Raw genomic sequence first — 24629 nt, forward strand, 5'->3', positions numbered from 1 at the left:
ACGCTACGGGGATAACAACCCGTGTGTTGCCCACACCAACAGCGCGAGAAAAACAATCCAGCTTAACCACGAGGATTCTTTGGCTTTATTCTGCTTGGGTTTGAGCGCACCTTGCAATTCTTCGCGAGCTTTGCATAAGGCTTCCACGTTGTATGTGCCGCCAATGGTTTTGGACTCAATCAGCTCTTTGCGCATGTACTCTTTCATGCCTTCTTTGACACCATCGTTTTTGCCTTTGACCAGCCCTTCGCGGTAGCCGCTGTAGTGACCCAGCCACGAGCCTGCCGCAGCGCCTAGCAACAAGAGAAATAAAATGCTGAGAATATCCATGACTAGCCCCCGAAATTTGCCCGACGTAAGACCGTACTGGATTATTCCTGAATAATGGCGTGGTGTGCCGTGATGGCGGTCACATTTCGTTAAGGTTCGTGCGTAAAGTCCACCACATCGCTCGGTAAGCCCAAACCAAAGCGAGTACGCGGTTTTGTGCCATGTGCTTGAATCAAATAAGGTTCTGCTGCTGCTTGCCCCAGGATCTTTTTCAGTACTTTGTGAGTGTGGGATTTTCGCTCTTCAAACCACGGCTTGGTGATACCCTCGCGCAAGGCTTGTGCCACTTGTTCGTAGCTGCCAGTTTGCCCGTGCAAGCGTGTGTAAACGTCCAGAAATTGCACGGCTAAATCGGGCGTTTCCTGCGTTGTCCAATGCACGGGGGGCTGGTTTTGTGCATGGCGTTGCAGCATCCACGCATAAAACGCCAGTTGTACTGGCGGCATGGAGATGGCAATCCCGCCGCAATGTAACTGGGCACGATGCCAATTCAGGTGTACATGCAGCGGGTCGAAGCGCCGTTGCGCCGTGCTGATGGTGGCGCTGAAGGTGCGATTACCTTCCAATAATTCCGTCGGCAAGCCTTCCCGCAAACGCACGAAGGGAATATCTGCCAGCGTGACTGCCACGCTCGCCGCGTCGAAACCTGAACCATCTTCGCGCACCACCCACACGGGACGCGGGGGCGGGTAATAGAATTCGTGATTGAAATAATACTCGTCTTCCACCAGCACATGGCTGAGGCGGTCTTGCGCCCTACCGAACAACGACAGTGCATAACCGATGTAATACGTCATAGTGCGGCGACCGCCCGACAGCGAAACGTGCAAACTGGTGTGCGGGTCAGCGGTAAAGTGGCGTACCGTGCGGGTAATGAAATCGGCGGCGTGGGTATTATCCATGCCGCTGCGTACATCGTCCAACGCGGTGTCGCGTGCATCGGTGATCAGGTGAATGTGGCTTGCGTCAAAAGCAGGCGGGGGCAGGGCGTAATCCGTACATAACTTGCTCAGCTCGTTTTGGTGCGTGGTGCACAAACCGGCGCGTACATATTCTGCCCCGCGCAAGGTGGTGATGACGTGTACTTCGGTGGGTAACCACGGCGGGTCAGTTTGGCGTGCGAGTGCGTAATAGGTTTCGGTGACAATTTGCGGGGAATTGGCAGCGACCGCGAGCAAGATGCGACGCGGGTAGGTGTGGGGCAAGGTGGGGTCGAGTTGTTTTTTCAATTACGCTGCTTCTTCTACATAGCAGTCGAGCGTATACCCGCCCATGCCCATCACTACCCCCTTACCCGCGTGTACCCATTGCCCCAACCACAACCACGCCCAAAAATCGTCCAGCCCATCCAATGCCAGCGTAAAGTTGCCGACCAGCCCGCCCATTTGCACCTTATTTTGCTGACGGTTGGAATAACGCGCCCACTCATGCCACTGCAACGCTGCCGCCAACACTGGCACGGCGGCTGCCCGCTGGCTCAATGCCTTAAAGTCCGCCTCCAGCCTAGCCCCCGCATGATACGCGTGCAACAACGTAATCCGCCGCATCAAGGTATTCATCAATAGCTGAAAACTAAACCGACTGCTGCGTATTGGCGTTCCCTCCTGCAACAAGCGCAACGGCGTTTGCAACTGCACTCGCACCCGTTTCGGCATCGGCGGAATCACTGGCACAACCCCCGGCAATGCCTGCAAACGGCCTCCTGCCGCCAGAATCGTGTGCCACGCACCCGCCCCCAGCAGCGTTTCCTGCGCCACCGTCACCAGTGCGTAACGCCCATCGCCTTTACCAACCCCACGTTCCCCCACCTGCTGCAACGCATGGATCAAATACGGCAAATGCCCAATCGCCGTGCCCAATAAAGTCAATTCCAGATGAAACGTATCCCCCGGCATATACTGCCGCCCCGATGTTGCCAACGGCTGCATAATATAAGGGTGGGGGGCAGTGCTGACTTTTTCCAGTAACGGTTCTTGATGGGCAGGTGTTTCAAACACCTGTCGGTACACGCAAGCACGCGCTAATAAACACTGCGTACATTCTGGCTCACGCGTAATGCACGCCGTGCGCCGCAACGCGTGACCAAATGCGCCGCGCCACGTCGAGCCAGCATAAGCAGGAAATTGGATGGTAGTCAACGCCCGCAGGGTAAAACGGTAACGGGCGATAGGTAGGCTAAAGTCAGGCATGACAACCTTACTTCTTCGGCTGTAAATTCCCTAGAATGCTTTCCTGCATTTTCTTCCAAGTTTGCATATTTTGTTCGCCGACTTTCATCCATGCATCCAGCGGCGTACCGGCGAGTATTTTGTGCATTTGTTCGCGTACTGCCACTTGTTGGCTCGTAAATAGCCCGACGCTTTGCTCCATGTATTCCATGAAACCTTTGCGGGTGGTATCGCTGTAGTTGCGGATGAATTGTTCCAGAATGTCGGCGCTGAATAACGGTTGCCCGCCCGACTCCTGTTCCATAATGATTTGCAGCAAGATACTGCGGGTAATGTCATCACCGGATTGGCGGTCAATGACTTTGAAAGGCGTTTCCGCCAGTACCAAATCGCGCACGTCGCTCAACGTGATGTAACAACTTTGGGTGGTGTCGTACAAACGGCGATTCGGGTATTTCTTGATAATGCGTTCTTCGGCCATAAGATCTTCGTCAGTGCTGCTGTGATGAAACAAATAAAATCAACGGGCTGCATGGTGTGTGGCAGCTTCTCTCTAGGATTTTATCGCTTAACGTTTGGTTATGCACACAAAAACAGTCTGGCAATGCACAAAAGCAGTGAATTTTTGGGGGTAGGCGGAGCGTAGAGACGCAAAATCTTGCCTCTCTACGCCACCCTCAATCACCTTAGTGAATGAATTGACCGCCGTTAGCAGAGATATTCGCGCCCGTAATGAAGCCCGCTTTATCCGATGCTAAGAAGGAAACGATGGCTGCCATTTCTTCTGGTGTGCCCAAACGACCGACCGGAATTTGTGCAATAATTTTGTTACGCACGTCTTCGGCAATGGCCATAACCATTTCAGTCGCGATGTAACCCGGTGACAAGGTGTTGATAGTTACACCTTTGCGTGCCACTTCTTGCGCCAGTGCCATGCTGAAACCGTGTACGCCTGCTTTCGCAGCGCTGTAGTTGGTTTGACCAAACTGACCTTTCTGACCATTGATGGAAGAAATGTTGATGACGCGCCCAAAGCCACGGTCAGCCATTTCGTTCACGAACTGGTGAGTCACGTTGAACACGCTGTCAAGGTTGGTTTTCATGACCGCCGCCCAATGCGCTGGCGTGATTTTCTTGAAGGTTGCATCACGGGTAATGCCCGCGCAGTTAACAATAATGTCAACCTGACCGAAATCCGCAATGACAGAGGCTTTCAGTTTCGCGCAATCGTCATAGTTGCTGACGTCACAAGGATAGATAGCCACTTCATAATCTTGTTTCGCTTGCCATGCTTTGGCTTGCTCTTCTGGCTCGAAATACGTGGTGACAACTTTGTAACCATCAGCAGCGAATTGTTTGCAAATCGCATTGCCAATACCGCCCGTACCACCTGTTACCAGTGCAACTTTACTCATATCGTTTCTCCTCTTAAAAGTGTCATTAAATCGCTTCAACTGCCAATGCAACGCCTTGACCACCGCCGATACACAGGGTTGCCAGACCTTTTTTCGCGCCCGTACGCTTCATGCCGTGCAACAGCGTGACCAGTACCCGCGCACCGGATGCACCAATCGGATGACCCAACGCAATCGCGCCACCGCTGACGTTCACTTTGCTCAGGTCAAAACCGAGGCTTTCGTTAACTGACATCGCTTGCGCCGCGAAGGCTTCGTTTGCTTCGATCATGTCGAGATCCGCCACGCTCCAACCGGCTTTTTCCAAGCACTTGGTGGTCGCAGGGATAGGGCCAGTACCCATGATCGCCGGGTCAACGCCTGCGCTAGAGAAAGCCACGATGCGTGCCATCGGGGTCAAACCCAGTTCAGCCGCTTTGGATGCTGTCATGACGATGACTGCCGCCGCGCCGTCGTTGATGCCGGAAGCGTTGCCCGCTGTAACCGTGCCGTCTTTCTTGAACGCAGGGCGCAGTTTGCCGAGGGATGCAGCGGTGGTGCCAGCGCGTGGGAATTCGTCCGTATTGAAGACCAGTGGCTCGCCTTTACGCTGGGGGATCACGACGGGGATAATTTCATCGTTGAATGCGCCCGCTTTTTGTGCTGCTTCAGTTTTTTGTTGCGAGCTAGCGGCGAATTCGTCTTGCGCTTCACGGCTGAAACCGTATTGACTGGCGATATTTTCAGCGGTCATGCCCATGTGATAATCATTGCTGGCACACCAAAGACCGTCTTTAATCATGGTGTCGACCATTTTCCAGTCGCCCATTTTCTGACCGTTACGTGAGTTGGGCAGGACGTGTGCGGAAGCGCTCATGGTTTCCTGACCACCCGCAATCACGATGTCCGCATCGCCACAAGCCACAGCTTGATACGCTAAGTGAACGGCTTTCAAGCCACTGCCGCAGACTTTGTTGATTGTCATCGCGGGGACTTCAACGGGTAAACCAGCCGATAAAACCGCTTGACGTGCTGGATTTTGCCCCACGCCTGCCGTCAAAACTTGACCTAAAATAACCTCATTGATTTGTTCAGGTTTCAAACCAGAACGTTCCAATAGCCCTTTGATGACGGTTGCGCCGAGTTCAGAAGCAGGGATGGCGGCAAGTGAACCGCCGAAAGTACCAAGTGCAGTTCTGCCAGCGGCTACGATAACAATATCTTCACGCATGAAGCGTTCTCCTAGGGTGTAAAATAGCTCAAACTTTATGATATATGTGCAAGATGTCAACAATAAGCTGATAAGTATTGGGTTGGCAAGCCATGAAATACGGGAATGTCAACATTGTTGCGACGCACAAAATAGCATGTTAAGCTCTGAAAAGGCAATGTTTTTATACGCGGAGGGTGGGTACTATAATGGCAGAGTGGTCCGAAGAAATGATGAGAAATTGGTCTGATGCCCAACGTCGTTATTGGGATGCTTGGTCAGATCTGTCAAAAATGGGGCAAATGAATGCTCAACCCGCCATGGCGACCTCTGCGTGGACACAAAGTCTAGAACAATGGTGGAAAGCCGTTAGCCCACACTCCGCCCCCGGCGCATCCACCGATGCTTTCCAACGCATGGTCGAAATGGGCAAGATTTACATGAATCTTGCTGAAAATGCTTACAACTCCCAACAAGCGGGTAAGTCCGGTAACGATACCATCACCGCGTGTATGGATGCGCTGGAAACGGGCTTCCGGCAGCCTTTTAATACGCACGGTTTTGGCGTGGGTCAGTCAGCACTGGATAGCTGGCAGCGTGTGCTCAATAGCATGGGGATGCAATCCGTGCAGCCCTCCGCTAATTGGAGTGAGCAACTCAATAAAATGCTGGCTACCCCTTCCGTTGGTTTCAACCGCGAATCGCAAGAACGTTTGCAAGCCTTGGCAAAACTGGGCGGTAACTATCAGGATGCGATGGATGATTATCTGAAAGCCTTCGCCAAACAAGGGTTGGAATCCGTGCAAGCCTTGCGTGAACGGGTTGAAGCCATGCGTCAAGCGGGGCAGAGTATCCATTCCGTGCGTGAATTGTATGACTTGTGGGTGGAGGTCAACGAACAGGTGTATGCCAAATTTGCGATGACCGATGAGTATCAAGTGGTGTACGGTGATTTGGTCAATGCGTTGATGGAACTCAAGCAAGGCATCAATGCCGAGCTGGATACGGTGTATGCTTCTGCTAACTTGCCCAGTCGCAAAGAACTGAATGCTGCGTTCGAGAAACAGCAGATCATGCGCCGTGAAAATCGTGCGCTGCGTAAGCAGGTTGAGGAACTCGCCCGTAAGGTTGATGCGTTGCTAGCCTGATCAGAACTGGATATTCAAGGAGAACGAACATGCCGTTTCAAATGCGTCCAGATGACATTCTGAACGAAGTTAAAACCTTCAATGAAAAACTCGCACAAGGTATGACCAATCTGCTGGGGGTCGGTGAGATTTCTACAGGTGTTACGCCGTTTGAAGTGGTGTATACCGAAGACAAGCTTAAGCTGTTGCATTACCTCGGTGCTAACGAGCCGACCAATACCGTGCCGTTGTTGATCGTGTACGCATTGGTAAACCGTCCTTATATGACAGATATTCAGGAAAATCGCTCGACCATTAAAGGCTTGCTGGATGCGGGGCAGGATGTGTACCTAATCGACTGGGGATACCCCGATGCGTCTGATCGTTACTTGACCATTGACGACTACCTCAACGGTTATTTGGATAATTGCGTGGATAAAATCCGTGCGCGTCATGGCGTGGATGCGGTCAACCTGTTGGGGATTTGCCAAGGTGGGGCGTTTAGCTTGTGCTATAGCGCCATGCACTCTGCAAAAGTCAAAAACCTGATTACGATGGTTACGCCTGTGGATTACCACACGCCGGATAATATGCTGAGCCATTGGGTACAAAACGTCGACATCGACCAACTGGTCAATACCACTGGCAATATTCCGGGCGAAATGCTTAATTGGACGTTCCTCAACTTAAAGCCCTACCAATTGATGGGGCAGAAGTACCTCGGTATGGTGGATGTGATGGGTGATAGCCAAAACCTGAAAAACTTCATGCGTATGGAAAAGTGGATTTTCGATAGCCCCGATCAGGCGGGTGAAACCTTCCGCCAATTCATCAAGGACTTTTTCCAGCAAAACAAGCTGCTGAAAGGCGAAGTGCAGATTGGCGATTACACGGTTGACCTGAAAAACATCACTGCGCCGATCATGAATATCTTTGCGGAACAGGATCATCTCGTACCACCGGCTGCGTCTCGTGCCTTGAAAGGTGCAACCAGTACAGCGGATTACACCGAGTTCTCTTTCAAAGGCGGTCACATCGGTATTTATGTCAGCGGCAAAGCGCAAAAGACGATTCCGCCCGCGATTGGTGAGTGGTTGACTGCCCGTAGCTAAAAAAATTGCAGGATGGAGTGATGCGATGCTTGACGTGAGCGTTCATACTCCGTATAGTTCGCGCTCTTGATTGAGGAAACGAATCAACCTATTCATCCTTCATCAACGTCGGAATATAGCGCAGTCTGGTAGCGCACCTGTTTTGGGTACAGGGGGTCGGGGGTTCGAATCCCTCTATTCCGACCAATTTTTACCTCTTACTTGCGCCCGTAGCTCAACGGATAGAGCAACGGCCTTCTAAGCCGTAGGTTGCAGGTTCGAGCCCTGCCGGGCGCGCCATTCGATGCCCAGCAGAGACAATGTTTTCCGTGGTGACTGTAGCTCAGTTGGTAGAGCACTGGATTGTGATTCCGGTGGTCGTGGGTTCGAGCCCCATCAGCCACCCCACTTTTTCCCGCTTCAAATATTATGCAAAAGCAACAACGCTGTGTATAATTGCCCCCTTCGTGATTCCCTACTGTTGCTTACGGCGCGGATTCCACGGTTAGTAGATACATGCGAAAATGGCGGAATTGGTAGACGCACTGGTTTTAGGTACCAGCGCCGCAAGGCGTGAGAGTTCGAGTCTCTCTTTTCGCACCACCCTTATCCCTTCGATTTTAATGATGAGCTGCCCTGCATCGGTGGATGTCAGGCCCGTAACGAGGTTTTTACATGCAATTTTCTGTCGAAACAACCGGTAACATTGACCGCAAGATGACTGTGGCAGTCCCTGCCCAACAGATTGATCAGGAAGTGGAAAAACGCCTGAAAGGGATGGCAGGTCGGGTCAAAATTGACGGTTTCCGCCCCGGTAAAGTCCCCTTTGCTGTCGTAAAAAAACGTTATGCAGACTCGGTGCGTTACGAAGTGGTTGAGAAGTTGCTCGGTTCTAGCTTCCAAGACGCCGCTAACCAAGAAAAATTACGCGTTGCTGGCTTGCCTGACATTGACTTGAAAACGATGGAAGCAGGCAAGGACTTAGAGTTCGTGGCAAGCTTCCAAGTGTACCCAGACGTGGTAATCGCTGGCGTTGAAACCCTGAGCATTACCCGCCCAGTGGCTGACATTGCGGATGCTGATCTCGACAAGATGATTGATGTCATTCGCAAGCAAAATCAAGAGTGGAATGACGTTGAGCGTGCCGCCGCTGTTGGTGATATGGTCAAAGTTGATTTCGACGGTTCAGTGGAAGGCGAGGCTTTTGAAGGCGGTGCGGCGGAAGATTATTCTGTCGAACTGGGCGCAGGTCGCATGTTGAAAGACTTTGAAGAAGGCCTGGTTGGCATGAAAGCGGGCGATGAGAAAACCATTGATGTGGCTTTCCCTGACACTTATCACGCAGAAAACCTCAAGGGTAAAACCGCACAGTTCAAACTCACCTTGAAGCAAGTGCGTGAATCCGTACTGCCTGAAGTGAACGCTGACTTCATCAATAAGTTTGGTTTGGAGGGCGCTTCTGTTGAAGAATTCCGCGCTGAAATCAAAAAGAACATGCAGCGTGAACTCGACAATGCTATCAAAACCCAGCTCAAGCAGCAGGTGATGGATGGTTTGGCGGATTTGCACGCTATTGATATTCCTAACGCGCTGATCAAAGACGAAATCCGTTACGTTCGTGAAGAGTTCTCGCAAAACACCGGTTCTAAAGCGGATAATATCCCTGACGAGTTGTTTGCACCGCAAGCCGAGCGTCGCGTTAAGTTAGGTTTGATTGTCGGTGAAGTGATTCGCCAACACAGTCTGCAGCGTGACCCTGCGCGTGTTGAGGCGATGCTGGAAACCGTCGCGGCAACGTATGAAGACCCGCAAGAGCTGAAAAATTACTACCGCAGCAACCGTCAAGCGATGCAAACTATCGAAGCCGCCGTCATGGAAGAGATGATTGTGGATTGGGTTATGGAAAAAGCCACTGTGACTGACGAACCCCGTAACTTCGATAGCATCATGAATCCTAACAAGCCAGAACAGGCGCAAGCCTAAGTTCGGTATACACAAAAGGTAGGTTGTAATGTTTGGAATAAACCCAGTTGACCCACGCGCTATTAGTATGCCAATCGTTATTGAGCAATCGGCTCGCGGCGAACGCTCCTTTGACATCTACTCGCGCTTACTGCGTGAGCGGATTATTTTCTGCGTGGGTGAAGTCGAAGATTACATGGCAAACCTCATTGTAGCGCAATTGCTGTTCCTCGAATCCGAAAACCCTGAGAAAGATATTCACATGTATATCAACTCGCCGGGTGGAGTGATTACCGCAGGCATGGCGATTTACGACACCATGAAATTCATCAAGCCACAAGTCAGTACCTTGTGTATCGGTCAAGCGGCTAGTATGGGCGCGGTATTATTGGCAGCGGGTGAGAAAGGCAAGCGGTTTGCACTGCCTCATGCGCGTGTCATGATTCACCAGCCATCGGGCGGTTCGCGTGGGCAAGCCTCCGATATTGAAATCCAAGCGCGTGAAATTCTCAAAATGCGTGAGGTCTTAAATAAGGTATTGGCGGGTCATACCGGACAAACGGTTGAACGTATTGAACAAGATACCGACCGTGATAATTTCATGGATGCGGTAACTGCCCGTGAATACGGTCTGATTGATGAAGTGATGACGGTGCGTACCTAGTCATTTGTATATGACTACACACCTTTTGTCAGAAAACAGCCTGTCTTTACAGGCTGTTTTCACGTCTGGACAGGTGTTTTTAAGGAAAAGAAGCGTAAAATACTTGCGAAAGCCGAGTATTCTTGCCACAAGACAAGTTTATTAGAATAATGAAGCTTGAAAACACGCATACGGACACCATAGTCCTTTGGTTTACATCGTTGATGTGTCGGTTAGCGGCACAGGATAGAGGTTCTGATGAGTAAAGATAGAAGAGGCGATCACGACAGCGGCAAACTGCTGTATTGCTCTTTCTGCGGAAAAAGCCAGCACGAAGTGCGTAAGTTGATCGCTGGCCCTTCGGTATTCATTTGCGATGAATGCGTCGATCTGTGTAACGACATCATTCAAGAGGAAATGCACACCGCGCCTGGGGCTGATGAACAATCTTCCCTGCCCACGCCGCGTGAGATCAAAGGCAATCTTGACGAATACGTTATCGGTCAGGATTTAGCAAAACGGGTATTATCCGTTGCGGTTTACAACCACTACAAACGCTTATACAAAAAAAGCGGAGGCAAAGATGATGTCGAGCTGGCAAAAAGCAATATTTTGCTGATTGGCCCGACCGGTAGCGGTAAAACGTTGCTGGCAGAAACACTGGCACGCTTACTGAATGTACCGTTCACCATCGCCGACGCAACCACCCTGACTGAAGCCGGTTACGTGGGTGAAGATGTGGAAAACATCATCCAAAAGTTGCTGCAAAAATGCGATTACGATGTTGAAAAAGCCCAGACTGGGATTGTCTACATTGACGAAATCGACAAAATTTCTCGCAAAGCTGATAACCCCTCCATCACCCGTGATGTATCGGGCGAAGGCGTGCAGCAAGCGTTGTTGAAGTTGATCGAAGGCACGGTTGCCTCGGTACCACCACAAGGTGGGCGTAAGCACCCGCAGCAAGAATTCTTGCAAGTCGATACGCGCAATATCTTGTTCATCGTCGGCGGCGCGTTCTCCGGCATGGATAAAGTGATCCGTCGCCGTACCGAAAAGGGCAGCATCGGTTTCTCTGCACAAGTGAAAGCACCGGATGAAAGTCGCAGTTTCGGCGAAGTCATCAAAGACATTGAAGCGGAAGACTTGGTGCATTACGGGCTGATTCCTGAATTTGTCGGGCGTTTGCCAGTGATTGCCACGTTAGAAGAGCTGGATGAAACCGCACTGGTGCAAATCCTCACCGAGCCGCGTAATGCCTTGACCAAACAATACGGTAAATTGTTTGAGATGGAAGGTGCAGAGCTGGTGTTCCGTGATGACGCGCTACATTCCATTGCACGTAAAGCGATGGAGCGCAAGACAGGAGCACGTGGTTTGCGTTCCATTCTGGAAAAAATCTTGTTGGATACTATGTACGATCTGCCATCCGAGCAGAATGTCAGCAAGGTGGTGGTCGATGATTCCGTCGTCAAAGGCGAATCTCAGCCTTACCTGATCTATGAAAATGTCGAGCCGCAGCAACAACTGGCTGCTGGCGAGTAAACATTTGTTGGCGTGTCGGGGCATTCTGCTTCGGCACGCAACCCTCTTATCTGCCACAGTGAGTACTTATTATGGCTGAATCTATCATCGTCCCCGTTTTACCGTTGCGTGATGTGGTGGTGTATCCCCACATGGTGATCCCCTTGTTTGTGGGACGCAACAAATCCATTCAGGCGCTGGATATGGCTATGGATAGCAACAAGCAAATTTTGCTGGTTGCGCAAAAAAGTGCTGAGGTGGATGCGCCCGATTTAGAGGATGTGCATACGATGGGTACGTTGGCGACCATCCTGCAATTGCTGAAGCTGCCCGATGGTACGCTGAAAGTGTTGGTGGAAGGTCTAGAACGTGCTGAAATCATTGCGATCGACAATGCCGGTGATTTTTCAGCCGCTCGCGTCAAAGTCTGTGCATCGGTTTCCGGTGATACCCGCAAAATTGATGTCTTAAGTCGCTCACTGGTTAGCTTGTTTGAGCAATACGTCAAGCTGAATAAAAAAGTCCCACCAGAAATCCTGTCTTCTTTATCAAGCATTGATGATCCCGTCCGTTTAGCTGACACCATTGCGGCACACCTAGGTCTGAAAATTGCCGAAAAGCAAAAAATTCTGGAAATGTTGGATGTCGAAGAACGCATTCACTACCTGATGGAATTGGTGGAAGGTGAAATTGATCTTTTGCAGGTCGAAAAGAAAATTCGTGGGCGCGTGAAACAGCAAATGGAACGCAGCCAGCGCGAGTATTACCTCAACGAGCAAATCAAAGCCATCCAGAAAGAACTGGGTGAAATGGATGATGCTGCGCCGAATGAAATGGAAGAATTGCTGCGTAAAGTCGAAGCAGCCGGTATGCCTAAAGAAGCTAAAGACAAAGCCGACGCAGAGTTGAAAAAACTCAAAATGATGTCGCCGATGTCAGCGGAAGCGACCGTGGTACGCAACTACATCGATGCATTGGCTAACTTGCCGTGGAAGAAAAAATCCAAAGTTAATAATAACTTGCCTGATGCTGAAAAGGTGCTCAACGAAGACCATTACGGCTTGGAAGAGGTGAAAGAACGCATTCTCGAATTCCTTGCAGTGCAACAGCGCGTCAAAAAGATCAAAGGGCCGATTCTGTGTTTGGTAGGGCCACCGGGTGTGGGGAAAACCTCCTTAGGGCAATCCATTGCACGTGCTACTGGGCGGAAATTTACACGGATGGCACTGGGCGGGGTACGCGATGAAGCCGAAATTCGTGGGCATCGCCGCACATACATCGGTTCCTTGCCGGGCAAAATTCTCCAGAATTTGACCAAAGTGGGCACACGCAACCCACTGTTCTTGCTGGATGAAATCGACAAAATGGCCACGGATTTTCGCGGTGATCCATCATCGGCGTTGTTAGAAGTGCTTGATCCTGAACAGAACAATACCTTCGCCGATCATTACATGGAGGTGGATTTCGACCTGTCCGATGTCATGTTTGTGGCAACCTCCAACAGTATGCGGATTCCGGGACCCTTATTGGATCGGATGGAAGTTATTCATATCCCCGGTTATACCGAAGATGAGAAGCTCAGCATTGCTAAAAACTACCTGATTCCCAAGCAGCTTAAAAACAACGGGCTGAAAAAAGGTGAGTTGACCATCAGTGACAGTGCGGTGATGGATATTATTCGTCATTACACCCGCGAGGCAGGGGTACGTAATGTCGATCGTGAAATTTCCAAACTGTGCCGTAAAGCGGTCAAAGACCATTTGTTGAGCGACAAGAAAAAAACCTCGATTACCCCGCGTAATATTGAGAAATACCTTGGCGTGAAACGTTTTGACTATGGGCGTGCGGATAAAGTTAACCAAGTCGGTCAAGTCACTGGCTTGGCGTGGACATCGGTGGGCGGTGACTTGCTGACCATTGAAAGTGCGTTGCTGCCCGGTAATGGCATGATCAAAAGCACCGGACGCCTCGGCGAAGTCATGAAGGAATCCATCCATGCAGCGGAAACCGTCGTGAAAAGCCGTGCTCGGAGCTTAGGCATTACCCGTAAGTCTTTGCGTAAAAACAATGTGCATATTCACGTACCAGAAGGTGCAACGCCGAAAGATGGTCCTAGCGCCGGTATTGGCATGGTAACGGCGATGGTATCCGCCATGACACGGATTCCAGTTCGCGCTGATGTGGCGATGACAGGTGAAATCACCTTGCGTGGTGAAGTGTTGCCCATTGGTGGTTTGAAAGAAAAGTTGCTGGCGGCGCACCGTGGTGGGATTAAGTTGGTGCTGATTCCAAAAGAAAACGAGAAGGATCTCGCTGAAGTACCCGATAATGTCAAAAAAGGGCTGGAAATTCGTCCGGTTAAGTGGATTGATGAGGTCTTGGGTTTGGCATTAGAGCACCCTCCCATTCCGTTGGCGGATGATGAAGATTTGGATGATGATGCCGACAATCCAGTGGCTGCCCCGGCTGTGGTTGTTGAGGAAGAGGACGCTAATCCTGCTAGACCACATTAAATAGGTTGTCTGATGGGCTTCAAATGCTTCTATGCGTTTGAAGTCCGTCATTTTGTTGACATATTTTAGATGTCGCTGGTATAACTGTCAGGCGTATACGCATGGGTGGCTCTGCTGACAGATGTGGCAGGAGTGTTTCGGTTTTCCCCTATAATGAATTCATAAGGAAAGTTTCTATGAATAAATCAGAATTGATTGATGCAGTGGCAGAGAAGTCCGGTTTGACCAAAGCCGACACGGATCGTGCATTCAAAGCGTTCGTTGAAGTCATCAGTGATTCAATGAAAAATGGCGACCAAGTTGCTCTGGTTGGCTTCGGAACGTTCCTCGTGCGTGAGCGTCAAGCACGTTCTGGTCGTAATCCACGCACCGGAGAAACAATTTCTATCGCTTCTGCGAAAATTCCTTCATTTAAAGCTGGTAAAGCGCTTAAAGATGCTGTAAATTAGCGACCTCAGATGAACGACGGGTAGTTAGCTCAGTTGGTAGAGCGTCGCCCTTACAAGGCGAATGTCGGGGGTTCGAGCCCCTCACTACCCACCATCTTCATCTAAGCTTTATCGCGGAGCGGTAGTTCAGTTGGTTAGAATACCGGCCTGTCACGCCGGGGGTCGCGGGTTCGAGTCCCGTCCGCTCCGCCAACTATTTAAAAAAGGATGCTCAAGCAGCATCCTTTTTGTTTCTCTTTCAAGTTGTTTTCAACAACATCGCGGAGCGGTAGTTCAGTTGGTTAGAATACCGGCCTGTCACGCCGGGGGTCGCGGGTTCGAGTCCCGTCCGCTCCGCCAACTTTTTCCATTTCATCCCCCCTTCTCTTCCTGTATGATGCGTTGCTACGCGCGTGGGGCGTGCGTATTAAACGTTCATCAATCAACATTACACACAAAAACGTAAAAGACCATGCTGCAATCAATTCATGACAAAGCCAAAGGCTGGATCGCCTACACTATCGTCGGCGTTATCGTTGTTCCGTTCGCACTGACTGGGATCTATGATTACTTGCAAGGGGGCGGTAATACGTCGGCTGCGGTTGTCAATGGCGAAGAAGTTCCGGTGCAAGCCGTGCAAAACGCCTTGTTGCAAATGAAGCAACAATTTGGCGGACAATTACCTGAAGGTATGGATGCGGCGTTAAAAGGCAATGCGCTCGATTCCGTGGTGAGCCAAACGCTAATCCAGCAAAAAATCCGCGATGGTGGCTACCGTGCTAGCAATCAAGAAGTGGCTGATGCTATCGCTAAGATTGAGGTTTTCCAAAAAGACGGTAAGTTTGATCAAGCGACTTACGAAAACTTTTTGAAAATGCAGCGCCGCAATCCTGCCGAGTTTGAAGCACAAGTTCGCGCTGATTTGACACAACAGCAATTGCGTGGCGCTGTCGTCGGTACCGCTTTCCTACCAAAAGCCGAAGCAGAACAATACCAAGCCTTACGCAATCAGCAACGGGATGTGGAAGTTTTCACACTCAAAATGGCTGATCTGCAAGCACAAGTACAGATCACGGATGACCAAATTGCCAAGCATTACGAGCAGAATAAAGCGTCCTACATGACGGATGAGCGGGCGCAATTAGCCTATCTCGAACTCAAACGCGATGATTTGGCGGCAAGCGTTACCGTTGATGACGCCACCTTGAAGACGTGGTTTGAAGACAAAGCGGATCAGTATGCGCAACCCGAAGAGCGTATCGCGAGCCATATTCTAGTTGGGGTGGAAGATCCTGCAAAAGATGCCGATGCTAAAAAACGTATTGATGCGCTATATGCTGAAATTCAAGCCGGTACGCGTACTTTTGAAGCGATTGCGCGTGCTGATTCCGACGATAAAATTGCGGCGGAAAAAGACGGTCAAATGGGCGCTATCGTCGCAGGCGATTGGGGTGCTGAATTTGAAAAAGCCGTGTTTGCTTTGAAAGCGGGTGAAACGTCTGCTCCTGTCAAAACCGAAGCGGGTTACGAAATTATTCGTGTGACGGAAATCAAGCCAGCTAAGCCTAAAACCTTTGAAGAAGCCAAAGCGACGGTGGAAGCAGATTACCGTAAAGAACAGGCAGAACAGGCGTTTGCGGATAAAAGCGAAGCGCTAGGACGCATTGCTTACGAACAGGACGGCGATTTAGCGCCAGCAGCTAAAGAAGTCGGCTTGAATGTGCAGCAATTGGACTGGATTACGCCGGTACAAGGGCAGGGCATTGCAACAAATGATAAAGTCCGTGCGGCTGCGTTCAGCGAAGATGTGTTGAAGTCGGGTAAAAACTCCGAAGTAGTAGAGTTGGATGATGGCACAGCCGTCGTATTGCGTGTGGTTAAGCAGGAGGCGGCGACACAAAAGCCGTTAGAAACCGTGCGTGAAGAGGTACGTGCCACGTTGTTGGCGCAGGAAGCCCGCAAACTTACCACGCAAAAAGGTGAAGAGTTGCTGAAAAAGCTGACTGAAGCACAAGCATGGTCAGCCTTAACTGCGTCTGGTTTAGGCGCTGAAACTGCTATCGAGAAGCCCGGTATGATCGGGCGCAGTGACGCTAAACTCGCGCCGGAAGTGTTGGATAAAGCTTTTGCCTTGGCGCACCCCGCCGCAGGCAAGTTAACATGGGGCAGTGTGCCGCTTGCTAATGGCGATTACGCGGTGGTTGCGCTGAAAGCGGTTAAAGCCGGTGATGCGACCATCAAAGCGGATGCTGGTACGGCAGATAGTCAAAGTACGGGTTCGCGTGAACTGGAAGCCTTCATGAAAGGCTTGCGTGAAGCCGCTAAAGTTGAAACACATATTGAGAATTTGTAAAGCAGGTACATGAAAGTCCATCTGAAAGCATTAGGCTGCCGCCTCAATGAGGCGGAATTAGAACAGTGGTCGCAGCAATTCCGCGCAGGTGGGCATGACATTGTGCCGAATGCGCCGGATGCTGATGTACTTGTCCTCAATACCTGTGCTGTTACGCATGAGGCGTCAGGCAAGTCCCGCCGTCTCATGCACCGCCTTTACCGTGAAAACCCTGCCGCCAAATTGGTGGTCAGCGGTTGTTACGCCAGCTTGCAGGCCGAAGAAGTCGCGCAAACCTTGGGCGTGGATTTGGTTGTCCCCAATACCGAAAAAGACCAATTGCCGCAAACAGTGATGCAGCGTTTTGCATTGCCGATCATGCCCGCGATTGCGACTGAACCCGGTGAAGCACCGCTGTTTATTCGTGGGCGGCATCGTGCTTTCATCAAAATTCAGGATGGTTGCCGCTATCGCTGCACGTTTTGCATTGTGACGGTAGCACGTGGCGATGAGCGTAGTCGCATCGAGGCGGAGATTATTGCGGAAATTAACACGCTGCATCAGCAGGGTATCCAAGAAATCGTCTTAGCGGGCGTGCATGTGGGCGGTTATGGCAGCGACACTGGCACGTCCTTGTATGCGCTGGTGCAGGCGATTTTACGGGAAACCGATATTCCGCGCATTCGTTTTGCCTCGGTTGAACCGTGGGATTTGCCGGAGGATTTTTTCGCGCTGTTTAGCAATGCGCGTTTAATGCCGCACATGCATTTTCCCTTGCAAAGTGGTGCTGATTCCGTGCTGAGACGTATGGCTCGGCGGTGCAAAACCACTGAATTTGCTGCATTAGTCGCGGAAGCGCGGCGCAGCGTGCCGGGTTTCAATGTGACCACCGATATTATTGTGGGTTTCCCCGGTGAAACGGATGAAGAATGGGCGCAAACCTTGGATTACGTTGAGTCGGTTGGTTTTGGGCACATGCACATTTTCACGTATTCGATGCGTGAAGGCACGAAAGCGGCGCGTTTGCCCGATCAAGTCAGCGATGCCGTAAAAAAATCTCGTAGCCAAACCTTACACACTCTCGGTGAGCGTTTAAAGCACACCTGGCTGCAACAGCAATGTGGTCAAACTGTGCCGGTTTTATGGGAATACGGGCGTGCCAGTGACGATGGGCAGCGCATCTATACCGGTTATACCCCTAACTACTGCAAAGTCAGGGTCACTGTCGCAGATAATACCCCGTTGGAAAACACCATCAGAGCAACCCGCTTGCTGGGGGTGGATGACGATGCGGTACTTGATGGGAGTTTGTGAGCCATGAATGCGAAACGCTGGTTGCTTGGGGTGTATTTATTGGTGATGAGCATGTGCTTATCCGGTTGTATTTTTTCATCGGAATCACAGCAAGCCCGCGAAGTAACCAATACATTCTGGCAAGCCGTCTTGAATGCTGACATGGAGACTGCTAAAGATCTCACTACGTGGGAAAGTGCGCAATATTTGCAATTCCTCAGCAGCAAAAGCCTTGCCGCGAAGCGTTTTGAAACGGGGGAAATCAAGATCGACGGCACAACGGCTGAAGTTGCTACCTTATTGTATGGTGGTGAAAAAGGCGATATGGAAATTCCGGTGCGTACCATTCTGATCCGTAATAAAGATGCGTGGCAAGTCGACGTGCAAAAAACGCTGGGGTCGATGGTGAGTGGTGCAATGGATGCTGTCGTCGATCAATTAAACATCTTCATGGAAAATGGTTTGAAAGACCTTGATCGCGCCTTAGCCGATAGCGTGAATGAATTAAATCAGAGCCTCAAACAAGGTGTCGATCAGTTAAAGAAAGATCTGGCTACACCACCCACTGCACCTCTAGCGCCCGCCTCACCCCCACCGTCTAGCGGCTCGGTCATTTAAGATTATATTTTAAGCAAAAAGCCGACTTCTCTGGCGGCTTTGTTTATTTATATTGCATTCACTCGCTATCTAGGTTTATATAAGCCCTATGTCCGTATACAGGTAAAAACTACCGTTTTGTCAGTGAGTTACTGGCATAAAAATAAAGAGATGTTATGTTGGCATCACGCTGTTGCGAATAGTCAGATCAACGAAGTGGAAGCCCCATGCCAAAATTAGTCATCAAGCAAGACCTACCTAAATCTTCTTTGCAAGACAAGTTAGAAAGCGTGTTGCGGGTTGCTTTGCCCGTTTTATTGTTTGGGATTGCCGCCGTTGCTGCATTATCACTCTATCTCAATCGCGAACCCAGTGTTTCTTCAGAAGTCATGGTGGATGAAGTGGGGCAAGCGCTCAAACTACCCGTGAGCTATACGCAACAAGAAACCCACTTAGCCAGTTTGCAACATACGTTTGAGGTACAGGAAAAAAATGCGTTAGCAAGCTATGACGAACATTCCAGTTTGGTGGCTAAAGCCGATGCTATTTTGCAGCAACTTGCCACGTTAGATGGGTTAATCGTCGACCTCGATATTGATGCACACAGCAAGCAAACCTTACTCACCCGTCACCAATATCAGAAGGATTATTGGGAGGCAAAACGCGTCTTCCATAATTTACGTTTGGCACGTTTTAATAGTCCAGTACCTGCGGCTGCGCCCGTTGTGCAGGCGGAGAAAGTTGAGACAGCAGCGGCAGAATCGACTGAACCTGCGCCTAAAGTTGAGCTACCTGCGGATTTTTGCCCACTATTTGGCCCTGGTGCAGCCGCTTGTAAGCCGGATAAGAAGCCGTAGGCTTATTCGAGCTGGAGGATGGTTTGCCATTCTGCGGGTGTGACCGGCATGACGGAAAGGCGGCAACCTTTGCGAACCAGCGGCATATTTTCCAGCGACGTTTGGGCGCGTAATGCGTGTAAGCTAATCGTGCGGTGCAGCTTGCGGACAAATTTCACGTCAACTCGATACCAGCGCGGTTTGAGTGGGTCGCTTTTCGGGTCGAAATACTTGCTTTCAGGATTGAGTGCAGTGTCATCGGGGTAGCCTTGCGTGGCAATTTCGGCAATGCCCACAATGCCGGGTACACCACAGTTGGAATGGTAAAAGAATACCTGATCCCCAATCTGCATTTGATCACGCAACATGTTCCTTGCTTGGTAATTGCGTACCCCATCCCACGGCTCGATACCCATGGTTTGCAGGTCATCAATCCCAAACACTTCGGGTTCTGATTTCATCAGCCAGTATTGCATGTGCTTATCCTTGAAGGTGTGCCACGGTGCTGTGCCCATCGGCGGCTGCCAGTGTTTGCTTGAGCCACGGTAAGGCGATCTGCATTTGGCTTGCTAATACCCACGGTGGGTTGATGACGAACAGGCCGCTGCCGGTCATGCCTAAGCCGTTGCTGTCGGCACTGGGGCAAAATTCGATTTGCAAGATGTCGGGGATACCCGTTTGCTGTAAGGCTTTTACCATTTGCTTAACCCGTTGACGTTCAATTACTGGATACCATAGCAAGTAAGTCCCCGTCGCAAACCGCTGATGGGCTTTGGCAAGGGTGGTGATGACATCGGCGTAATCGCTTTTCAATTCATACGAGGGGTCGATCAACGTTACGGCGCGGCGCGTAATCGGTGGCAATAAACTCAGCAAGCCTTTCAGACCATCGTGCTGATTGATGTAAACGCGCTTGTCGTGCGCTAGGTTGTTACCCAAGTGTTTGACATCGCTGGGGTGCAATTCAAACAGACGTAATTGATCGTAAGGGCGCAAGCGTTGTGCCGCGAGCCACGGTGAACCGGGATAGTTTTGCAAGGTTGGCGTTGGATTCAGTTGCCGTATCTGATCTAGGTAGGGTTGCAATGTTTCCGGTACATCCTTGGCATTCCATAACGCTTGGATGCCTTGTGCAAATTCGCGGGTTTTCTGGGATTCGGCACTACTTAGGCGATAAAGCCCGCTGCCTGCATGAGTGTCAATGTACCAAAAGGGTTTGTCTTTGCGCTGATAGTATTCCAACGTCAGCACGAGCACGACATGTTTGAGGACATCGGCGTGATTGCCAGCGTGAAAAGCGTGTCGGTAGCTTAACAAGAGGGATTCCTTCCGTGGAGAATCGCGGGCGTGATGTGCCACGCCCTGCGATGAGGGTTAGTGTGTAACAGGCCCTGGAGTTGTCGTGACCGCCGCCGGTGTGGTTGCTGGTGTTGCGGGCAGCGTGGTTGCGGGCGCAACGTCGGATATTGGCATTGCCGGAATAGCAGGTAGGGGAGCAACAGCGGGTATTGCTGGCGCAGTGCTGGTATCCGTGGGTAATACGGGGGGCGCGGTGTTCGGTGCAAGCGGTGCTACGGGTGGTGCAGGCGGAATCATGAACGGTGGTAAATTGTTGTTCATGTTGGGCATTGGCTGCATTCCCATGGGGGCAACGGGGCGCGGGTAACGTTGCGCATTATTGTTGCTCCAGCCCATGCCGGGGAAATTTGAGCCATTAAACGAGGGACCGTTGTTCCAGTTAAACGGCATACTAGGGCCATTGTTCCAGAAGGGCATTGAGCCGTTGTTCCAGCCATTATTCCACGGCATCGTGTTGCCCCCCCATGATGGGCTTCCGTTGCCCCAACCCATGTTTGGACCTCCGCCCCACGCTGGGCCACCATTGCCCATATTGAAACCATTGCCTGGGCCATTGCCCCAAGATTGATTATTGCCCCAGTTCATGTTGGGATTCATATCGAAATTGTCGAAGCCCCAACCACCTGCATGGGCGCTACTGGCGATGCCTGCTAAGACAATGCTTGCAATCATTTTTTTCATGGTTTTGCTCTCTTTCTATCGGGTCACATACGCAAACAGGTCGGATGAACCGACCTGTTTAGTATAACTGCTCTGGCTAAAATTAGTTAGCAGTAGGGCCTGGTGTAGCACCAACAGCACTGGGTGCGGGTGGTACGACTGGCATAGCCATTGGCATTTGCTGCATCGGTACTGCCATCATTGGCATTGCTTGTGGTGGCATCTGCATAGGCATCGGAGCGCCGTAACCCATTGGAGCGCCATAACCCATCGGTGGATAGTTATTGTTGTTGCCCATGAATGGCATATTGTTGTTGTTACCCATGAACGGCATCCCACCCATGAAGCCATTGTTGCCATAGCTGTCTTCATCGTCGTCGAAGCTGTTCATCATTTCATCCATCCAGTACATGGGAGTCCATTCTGGCCAGTCGCTTTCTTCGTAGTAAGGGCCATTAGGACCCATTTTCCATTCACCATTATTGCCACCGAAGAAGTCATTTGCACTTGCGGTAGCGGACAGAGCCAACAGGCTCAAACCAATCAATAATTTTTTCATTTCCATGTCTCCTAAGCGGTTTATGTCATATCAGGCTAGCCCTGATGATGGAAACACTATATCAGCATATTCTAATATATGCCAGTACTGAAATGAAAAAAACCCGCATCAGACACTGCTTGATCCAAGGGAATATCCCAGCGTTGTCGTTGTAAATGATCGGTTTTTTGGAAGTGATAGGCAAAGCCGCACAGTGTAGGGCGACGAGATTGCAGGCGGGTACGTTTGAAAGCAAACGTGCGATCGTAAAATCCTCCCCCCATGCCCATGCGTGTGCCTTGTGCATCAAAGGCGACCAATGGGGTCACGACGACATCCAGCCAGCGAGCTGGGCGGCTACGGTGGTAATCGGGGTAGGGTTCGGGAATCCGAAAGCGATTTAAGCGAAAGCGGGTGGTGTTATCCCAGCGCACAAACCACAAGCGGCTATCCCGAAACGGTGAGAGCACGGGCAGGTAAAAGTGTTGTTTGGGTAAGGCGTGCTGACGTAAGCCACGTGGATCGGCTTCCCCGCGCACCGGTAAATACAGGGCAATGTGCTGGGCATTACGGAACGCTCGTTGCGTGTGCAAATGGTGGACAGCTTGTGCGGATAAGGTCGCTTGTTCAGCAGGTGCGAGTGCTGCCCGTTGGCGTTGTAAGATGCGGCGTAATGGTAATTTAGGGGGGGGGGGGGCTACTGTTGGCATCGTGATCCTTCAGGTGAAACTGGAAGGTAACTTCTTCCACCCTGAGGGTATCTCCGGGGGCGAGGGTGCGGGTACGATAATTATTCATCGTGCCCGTTTCGCGCATAATATACGACCCCTGTGGGGAAGATTCAATCAAGACTTGCCCGGTACTTTGGTTGCCCAAGACGACCCGTTCGCCGCGCAGGGGAATAATGTAGCCGGATTTACTGCCATCCATGATCTGCAACCACGCCGGATACCCCGTATCCATCAGTTTGGGGTGCAAGCTCAAGCGCTTCAGTTGCACGGCTAAGCCTTGCTCGGAACGAAATACAATCTGGTATTTGCCCATGCCGACAATATCGCCATCTTCTAACAGATGGCGATCAATCAATTGCTGATTGACGTAAGTACCGTTGGTACTTTGTAAGTCTTCCAGAAAGCAGTCATCTCTGACTACTGTAATGCGGGCGTGTTCGGTACTGATGGTGCGATCGGGCAAGCTGATTTCGCATTTGCCATGCCTGCCTAACGTAATGCTAGTCGTTTTGACGGCAACACGTTTCAGGATTTGTTTATCCAGCATGACAATCAGTTGACTCATGAGGCTTGCTTTGCTCCTGCTAGGGCGGCGATAACGTCCAAACGTTCGCCGACTTTGACTTTAGACGAATGCTTGCTGTTGTATTTCATTAGCGCTTGCACCGTGACGCCATGCCGCTGGGCGATGGATTGCAAGGTATCACCGCGTCGTACCGTGTGCGTTTTGCTCTTGGAGTTGAGTTTTGCCAGTTGCGTACTGCTACGCTTTTTACCGATACGGGTGGTCGCGAGCTTGTTGTAACCGGATTCACTGCGGCTGGCATACACCTTCGGGCTGCTGGCGGCAGGGGAATCTTCAATGACTTGCATCAATTGGTGGGCGTATTGGCGCGGCAGTACGATGCGGTTGGAATATTCCGGTGTGGTGACGCCCGTGCGGAAACAAGGATTCAGGCTCAACAGCGTATCCGGTGCTAAGCCTGCTTGGAGGGCGACAGCGCGTAAATCCACGGGTTTATCGACGCGCAATTGTGCCAAGCGTGCTTGGTTGGGCGTGTTTGGCAAGGTTATGCCGTAGCGGGGGGCATTGCCGATTAATTCCTTAAACGCCAATAAGCGCGGCACGTATTCACGCGTTTCTTTAGGCAGCGACAGATGCCAGAACGAGGTTGGTAAGCCTTGGGCGCGGTTATTGTCGATTTCACGTTGGACGCGGTTTTCACCGCAGTTATACGCTGCCAGCGCTAACAGCCAGTCACCGTTGAAATCCTTGTTGAGTTTTTCGAGGTAATTCAGTGCAGCCCCTGTCGCCGCAAACGGATCCATGCGTGCGTCATAGGCTTTGGCTTGTTTCAAGCCGTAACGTCGCCCCGTGTCAGGGATGAATTGCCACAACCCGGCTGCCCCTGCGTGCGAAAAGACATCGGAGTCAAATGCACTTTCCACAAACGGCAGCAGGGCGAGTTCGCTAGGTAGTCCGCGTCGATCCACTTCATGCACGATCATGTGTAAAAATACGCTGGCGCGTTCGGAGAGTAATTCTAATTGCGCGGGGTTTCGTCCGTAATAGTTTACGAAATGTTGGACGCGTGGGTTTTTGCTGTACTGATTATTGATTTTGAAGCCACGAAACACGCGTTCCCACGTATCGAAGTCTTCATCCAAGACCGCTTTGCTGGCTAGCGGTCGCTGTGCCGTTTGGGTAGCAAGATTCGCACTGTGCAAGGCTGCTTTGCGCAACACGGGTTGTTGTTGCGTCGCGAGATTGGCTTTGGTCATATTGCTAGAACAGCCAGAACTCGTGAAGACGGCAAGCATAGAGGCTGCCAGCAACGCGTACTTGTTTATTGTTATCATCGTTAAAAACCCCAATTGACCTTGTTGTTCTTA

General features: G+C 50.9%; 24 protein-coding genes and 7 tRNA genes. 18 read left to right on the forward strand and 13 right to left on the reverse strand.

Translation table 11 applies throughout. The annotated features are described in order from the left end of the window. Window positions 1-3: 3 nt before the first annotated feature. The 6 genes from J1836_RS10160 to J1836_RS10185 all read right to left on the reverse strand — a co-directional run bounded on the left by J1836_RS10160 (window position 4) and on the right by J1836_RS10185 (window position 5123). Window positions 4-330: a hypothetical protein gene (locus J1836_RS10160; protein ID WP_207250989.1), complete on the reverse strand. Its 327-nt coding sequence runs from the start codon at window positions 328-330 to the stop codon at window positions 4-6. An 89-nt stretch (window positions 331-419) separates the two neighbouring features. Continuing rightward, window positions 420-1559, reverse strand: coding sequence for a CRISPR-associated ring nuclease Csm6 (gene csm6 / locus J1836_RS10165; RefSeq protein WP_207250990.1), 1140 nt, complete (start codon window positions 1557-1559; stop codon window positions 420-422). Further along, the gene (gene cas6, locus J1836_RS10170) at window positions 1560-2519 is read right to left on the reverse strand and encodes a CRISPR system precrRNA processing endoribonuclease RAMP protein Cas6 (protein WP_207250991.1); all 960 of its coding nucleotides are present in this window, start codon (window positions 2517-2519) and stop codon (window positions 1560-1562) included. 7 nt (window positions 2520-2526) lie between these two features. Continuing rightward, window positions 2527-2979, reverse strand: a complete 453-nt coding sequence (gene phaR, locus J1836_RS10175) for a polyhydroxyalkanoate synthesis repressor PhaR (RefSeq protein ID WP_207250992.1) — start codon at window positions 2977-2979, stop codon at window positions 2527-2529. A 205-nt stretch (window positions 2980-3184) separates the two neighbouring features. Then, window positions 3185-3913, reverse strand: a complete 729-nt coding sequence (gene phbB, locus J1836_RS10180; protein WP_207250993.1) for an acetoacetyl-CoA reductase — start codon at window positions 3911-3913, stop codon at window positions 3185-3187. Window positions 3914-3938: 25 nt separating this feature from the next. After that, window positions 3939-5123 carry an acetyl-CoA C-acetyltransferase gene (locus tag J1836_RS10185; protein ID WP_207250994.1) on the reverse strand — a complete coding sequence of 395 codons (1185 nt, stop codon included), beginning with the start codon at window positions 5121-5123 and terminating at the stop codon, window positions 3939-3941. Window positions 5124-5311: 188 nt separating this feature from the next. Between J1836_RS10185 and phaE the strand changes: the two genes are divergently transcribed. From phaE to J1836_RS10275, 18 genes are all read left to right on the forward strand, one after another. Beyond that, window positions 5312-6250: a class III poly(R)-hydroxyalkanoic acid synthase subunit PhaE gene (gene phaE, locus J1836_RS10190; RefSeq protein ID WP_207250995.1), complete on the forward strand. Its 939-nt coding sequence runs from the start codon at window positions 5312-5314 to the stop codon at window positions 6248-6250. 29 nt (window positions 6251-6279) lie between these two features. Then, the gene (locus J1836_RS10195; protein ID WP_207250996.1) at window positions 6280-7341 is read left to right on the forward strand and encodes a class III poly(R)-hydroxyalkanoic acid synthase subunit PhaC; all 1062 of its coding nucleotides are present in this window, start codon (window positions 6280-6282) and stop codon (window positions 7339-7341) included. A 109-nt stretch (window positions 7342-7450) separates the two neighbouring features. After that, window positions 7451-7527, forward strand: a tRNA-Pro gene (locus J1836_RS10200). 17 nt (window positions 7528-7544) lie between these two features. Further along, window positions 7545-7620: transfer RNA gene (locus J1836_RS10205), tRNA-Arg, on the forward strand. A 32-nt stretch (window positions 7621-7652) separates the two neighbouring features. Further along, window positions 7653-7728 (forward strand) — tRNA-His (locus J1836_RS10210). Between the two features lie 110 nt (window positions 7729-7838). Then, a tRNA-Leu gene (locus J1836_RS10215) sits at window positions 7839-7923 on the forward strand. 72 nt (window positions 7924-7995) lie between these two features. Beyond that, window positions 7996-9303 carry a trigger factor gene (tig, locus tag J1836_RS10220; RefSeq protein ID WP_207250997.1) on the forward strand — a complete coding sequence of 436 codons (1308 nt, stop codon included), beginning with the start codon at window positions 7996-7998 and terminating at the stop codon, window positions 9301-9303. 28 nt (window positions 9304-9331) lie between these two features. After that, on the forward strand, window positions 9332-9946 hold the full coding sequence (gene clpP, locus J1836_RS10225; protein WP_207250998.1) for an ATP-dependent Clp endopeptidase proteolytic subunit ClpP: 615 nt from the start codon (window positions 9332-9334) through the stop codon (window positions 9944-9946). A gap of 237 nt (window positions 9947-10183) precedes the next feature. Then, the gene (clpX, locus tag J1836_RS10230; protein ID WP_207250999.1) at window positions 10184-11470 is read left to right on the forward strand and encodes an ATP-dependent Clp protease ATP-binding subunit ClpX; all 1287 of its coding nucleotides are present in this window, start codon (window positions 10184-10186) and stop codon (window positions 11468-11470) included. A 71-nt stretch (window positions 11471-11541) separates the two neighbouring features. Next, window positions 11542-13962, forward strand: a complete 2421-nt coding sequence (gene lon / locus J1836_RS10235; RefSeq protein ID WP_207251000.1) for an endopeptidase La — start codon at window positions 11542-11544, stop codon at window positions 13960-13962. 101 nt (window positions 13963-14063) lie between these two features. Continuing rightward, window positions 14064-14411: a non-specific DNA-binding protein Hbs gene (gene hbs / locus J1836_RS10240; RefSeq protein WP_278189475.1), complete on the forward strand. Its 348-nt coding sequence runs from the start codon at window positions 14064-14066 to the stop codon at window positions 14409-14411. An 18-nt stretch (window positions 14412-14429) separates the two neighbouring features. Further along, window positions 14430-14505 (forward strand) — tRNA-Val (locus tag J1836_RS10245). A 21-nt stretch (window positions 14506-14526) separates the two neighbouring features. Next, window positions 14527-14603, forward strand: a tRNA-Asp gene (locus tag J1836_RS10250). Between the two features lie 70 nt (window positions 14604-14673). After that, window positions 14674-14750, forward strand: a tRNA-Asp gene (locus J1836_RS10255). Between the two features lie 112 nt (window positions 14751-14862). Further along, entirely contained in the window at window positions 14863-16743 is a 1881-nt protein-coding gene (locus J1836_RS10260) for a SurA N-terminal domain-containing protein (protein WP_207251002.1), read from the forward strand. A 9-nt stretch (window positions 16744-16752) separates the two neighbouring features. Continuing rightward, window positions 16753-18036: a tRNA (N(6)-L-threonylcarbamoyladenosine(37)-C(2))-methylthiotransferase MtaB gene (mtaB, locus tag J1836_RS10265; protein ID WP_207251003.1), complete on the forward strand. Its 1284-nt coding sequence runs from the start codon at window positions 16753-16755 to the stop codon at window positions 18034-18036. A 3-nt stretch (window positions 18037-18039) separates the two neighbouring features. Beyond that, window positions 18040-18633: a hypothetical protein gene (locus J1836_RS10270; RefSeq protein WP_207251004.1), complete on the forward strand. Its 594-nt coding sequence runs from the start codon at window positions 18040-18042 to the stop codon at window positions 18631-18633. A 206-nt stretch (window positions 18634-18839) separates the two neighbouring features. Continuing rightward, window positions 18840-19469, forward strand: coding sequence for a hypothetical protein (locus J1836_RS10275; protein WP_207251005.1), 630 nt, complete (start codon window positions 18840-18842; stop codon window positions 19467-19469). A gap of 2 nt (window positions 19470-19471) precedes the next feature. Here the strand turns inward: J1836_RS10275 and J1836_RS10280 are convergent, their stop codons facing one another. The 7 genes from J1836_RS10280 to J1836_RS10310 all read right to left on the reverse strand — a co-directional run bounded on the left by J1836_RS10280 (window position 19472) and on the right by J1836_RS10310 (window position 24596). Beyond that, window positions 19472-19924: an EVE domain-containing protein gene (locus J1836_RS10280; RefSeq protein ID WP_207251006.1), complete on the reverse strand. Its 453-nt coding sequence runs from the start codon at window positions 19922-19924 to the stop codon at window positions 19472-19474. 4 nt (window positions 19925-19928) lie between these two features. Next, on the reverse strand, window positions 19929-20765 hold the full coding sequence (locus J1836_RS10285; protein WP_207251007.1) for a 23S rRNA (adenine(2030)-N(6))-methyltransferase RlmJ: 837 nt from the start codon (window positions 20763-20765) through the stop codon (window positions 19929-19931). A 57-nt stretch (window positions 20766-20822) separates the two neighbouring features. Beyond that, a complete protein-coding gene (locus tag J1836_RS10290; protein ID WP_207251008.1) occupies window positions 20823-21488 on the reverse strand; it encodes a hypothetical protein in 666 nt (221 codons plus the stop codon). An 82-nt stretch (window positions 21489-21570) separates the two neighbouring features. Next, window positions 21571-22026 (reverse strand): hypothetical protein, encoded by a 456-nt coding sequence (locus J1836_RS10295; protein WP_207251009.1) that lies wholly within the window; start codon window positions 22024-22026, stop codon window positions 21571-21573. A gap of 71 nt (window positions 22027-22097) precedes the next feature. Then, entirely contained in the window at window positions 22098-22715 is a 618-nt protein-coding gene (locus J1836_RS10300) for a 5-formyltetrahydrofolate cyclo-ligase (protein ID WP_207251010.1), read from the reverse strand. Further along, window positions 22687-23301, reverse strand: coding sequence for an FHA domain-containing protein (locus J1836_RS10305; protein ID WP_207251011.1), 615 nt, complete (start codon window positions 23299-23301; stop codon window positions 22687-22689). Before J1836_RS10305 ends, J1836_RS10300 begins: the two co-directional genes overlap by 29 nt. Continuing rightward, a complete protein-coding gene (locus tag J1836_RS10310; RefSeq protein ID WP_207251012.1) occupies window positions 23298-24596 on the reverse strand; it encodes a transglycosylase SLT domain-containing protein in 1299 nt (432 codons plus the stop codon). The genes J1836_RS10305 and J1836_RS10310 overlap by 4 nt, the downstream gene beginning before the upstream one ends. Between the last annotated feature and the right edge of the window lie 33 nt (window positions 24597-24629).

Origin of the sequence: Thiothrix fructosivorans, from assembly GCF_017349355.1 — a bacterium.
GTDB classification, from domain to species: domain Bacteria; phylum Pseudomonadota; class Gammaproteobacteria; order Thiotrichales; family Thiotrichaceae; genus Thiothrix; species Thiothrix fructosivorans.